The following is a 2725-nucleotide window of genomic DNA, read 5'->3' on the forward strand; positions in this document are numbered from 1 at the left end:
TGAAGGAAACGGCATGGCGGATTCGCCTGAAATCATCGGCTCGCTCGAAGACGTGTCGAAGGCCTATTCGGCAATCCTGTGCGACGTCTGGGGGGTGGTCCATAATGGCGAAACGCATTTCCCTGTGGCAGCCTCCGCATTGGCAAGGGCTCGAGAGGCGAAAATCCCCGTCGTCCTGATCACCAATTCGCCGCGCAGAAGTGCCGATGTAGTGGCGCAGATGAACGCGATCGGTGTTCCACCGTCAGCCTACGACCGGGTGGTTACCTCAGGCGACGTGACCCGGGATCTGATCGCCGAAGGGCCGCGCAAGATTTTCCATATCGGCGCCGACCGCGACTTCACCCTCTATGAAGGTCTCGACGTCGAGCTTGTCGAGGAGTTCGAGGCGTCCGGCGTCGTCTGTACCGGCCTGTTCGACGACGAGGTCGAGAAGCCCGAGGATTACGCGGAGCTCCTGCGGCGGCTGCGCGCCAGGAACCTGCCTTTCATCTGCGCAAATCCCGACATCGTGGTCGAACGTGGCGAACGCATCATCTGGTGTGCCGGCGCGCTGGCGCGTGACTATGCCCAGCTCGGCGGCCGCACATTGATCGCTGGAAAACCTTACGCGCCGATCTACAATCTCGCGATGAAGGAGGTTGCCGAGATTCTTGGCCAGCCGGTCGAGCGCGGCCAGGTGCTGGCCATCGGCGACGGCATGATGACCGATGTGAAGGGCGCCGCCGACAATGGCTTCGATGTTCTTTATGTCTCCGGCGGTATCCATGCCCGCGACTATGGCGATGCCCTGCAACCGGATCCGGCAAGATTGGCGGCCTTCCTGGAAAAGCATGGCTATGGTCCGGTGGCCGTCATTCCCAGACTTCGGTAGGTGACGATGGCAGCCTTCCAGCGCATCCTGGCAACCGCGCCGCTTCCCGCCGACCTGCGCGGCGGCGTCGTGGCGATCGGCAATTTCGATGGCGTCCATCGCGGCCATCAGGCGGTGCTCGAGCGAGCCTCGGCGGAGGCAGGACGGCGCGGCGTGCCGGCCCTGGTGCTGACATTCGAACCGCATCCGCGTAAGATCTTCAGGCCTGATATCCCGTTGTTCGTGCTGACGCCGCCGCCTATGAAGGCGCGGCTGCTGTCGCTGCTGGGCTTTGCCGCGCTCGTCGAGCAGCCGTTCACGCGCGACTTCGCCTCGCTGTCGGCGGAAGCGTTCGTGACGGATGTGCTGGAGACGAACCTCGGCATTACTCACGCCGTGACCGGGTTCGACTTCCATTTCGGCAAGGATCGTCAGGGCGGCCCGGCCTACCTGATGGCGGCCGGCGAGCGTCACGGCTTCGGCGTCACGCTCGTCGACGCGTTCCGGGACGAGGGCGCCGAGGTGGTGTCGTCCAGCCGCATCCGCGTATTGCTGGGCGAGGGTGAGGTGGCTGAAGCCGCCGGTCTGCTCGGCTACCGGTTCACCGTCGAAAGCGAGGTGGTCGGCGGACAGCAGCTTGGCCGCACCCTTGGCTTTCCAACCGCGAATATGAGGCTGTCGGCTGAAGCCGCACTCAGGGAGGGCATCTATGCCGTCCGCTTCCGCCGCGCCGACGGCACGCTTCACGACGGCGTCGCCAGCTTTGGCCGACGCCCGACAGTCGACGACAACGGCGCGCCGCTGCTGGAAACCTTTGTCTTCGATTTCTCCGGCGACCTCTATGGCGAGGTTTGTCAGGTTTCCTTCTTCGGTTTCCTGCGTCCGGAGGTGAAGTTCGAGGGGCTCGACGCGCTGGTCGCGCAGATGAAGCGCGATGAAGCCGAGGCACGCGCGCTGCTTGCCGGCGTCAGGCCGCTCTCCGACCTCGACGCTGCGATGGCATTTTAAGCTACTTCTTCAGTGCCAGGCCGACGGCGATGAAGGTCCAGCCCTGGAAGATCAGATCGATCGCCAGGAACAGACCGAGCACCCACAGGCTGTTGACCGGCCAGCCCATGGCGATGATCAGGCCCGCAAGCGCGGTGATGACACCGGCAGCGACGATCCAGCCCCAGCCGCGTTCCGGCCGATGGCTGTAGCCGACCCAGGCCCTGAGCACCCCTGACGCGACCAGCGCAATCGCCAGCAGGAATGTCAGCACCGCCGAGGCAAGCAACGGATTGCCGAAAGCGAAGAAGCCGGCAACGGCGTACAGCAGTCCGCTGAGCAGCCAGTAGAAGAAGCGGCTCCAGGTCTTGACGCCGAACGCGTGCACGATCTCGATGATGCCCGCCATCAGCATCAGCCATCCCACGACGTAGACGGAAGCCACCGTGGCGACGAACAGGTTGGCGAAGGCAATGCCGCCGAAGATGAGCAGCAGCACACCGAGCGCGACAAACCATCCCCATTTTGTCCGTGTCTGTTCGATCGCGATTTTCAGGGCGTCGCCATGCAGGGTCATTGTCGCGGTCTCCATCGAGGGCTGCGGAATACTGCGGATGGAAGGTAATCCGGGCGCGGGCCAACGTCCAGTCGATGACCGGCAGCGGCATCGCGGCAAAGCGCGAGCGTATGTCTCGGGTTTAAATCAAATTTTACCAAACGGCCGTCAAAGCTGTCATTGGTAATCGTGTGTGTCGTGTTAGTGGAGTGGCCATGAGTCCGGTCGGAAGAATCTCTCTGGTGTTGGCCGCTGCGGTGCTGGGCGGGGCGGGCGCCGCCCATGCGGGCGAGGGCAGCTGGCTGTCCGGCGACTGGTATCTGACCGTT

General features: G+C 63.7%; 3 protein-coding genes. 2 read left to right on the forward strand and 1 reads right to left on the reverse strand.

Annotation, left to right across the window (positions count from 1 at the left end):
• Positions 1 to 13 precede the first annotated feature (13 nt).
• Positions 14 to 874, forward strand: coding sequence for a TIGR01459 family HAD-type hydrolase (locus EN932_RS33290; protein ID WP_063170199.1), 861 nt, complete (start codon positions 14 to 16; stop codon positions 872 to 874).
• 6 nt (positions 875 to 880) lie between these two features.
• Positions 881 to 1861: a bifunctional riboflavin kinase/FAD synthetase gene (locus EN932_RS33295; protein WP_127368761.1), complete on the forward strand. Its 981-nt coding sequence runs from the start codon at positions 881 to 883 to the stop codon at positions 1859 to 1861.
• 1 nt (position 1862) lies between these two features.
• Here EN932_RS33295 and EN932_RS33300 read toward each other — a convergent pair whose 3' ends face one another.
• The gene (locus EN932_RS33300; RefSeq protein ID WP_013532362.1) at positions 1863 to 2417 is read right to left on the reverse strand and encodes an HdeD family acid-resistance protein; all 555 of its coding nucleotides are present in this window, start codon (positions 2415 to 2417) and stop codon (positions 1863 to 1865) included.
• Between the last annotated feature and the right edge of the window lie 308 nt (positions 2418 to 2725).

The organism is Mesorhizobium sp. M7A.F.Ca.US.002.01.1.1, from assembly GCF_004022955.1.
In the GTDB taxonomy this organism is placed as follows: domain Bacteria; phylum Pseudomonadota; class Alphaproteobacteria; order Rhizobiales; family Rhizobiaceae; genus Mesorhizobium; species Mesorhizobium ciceri.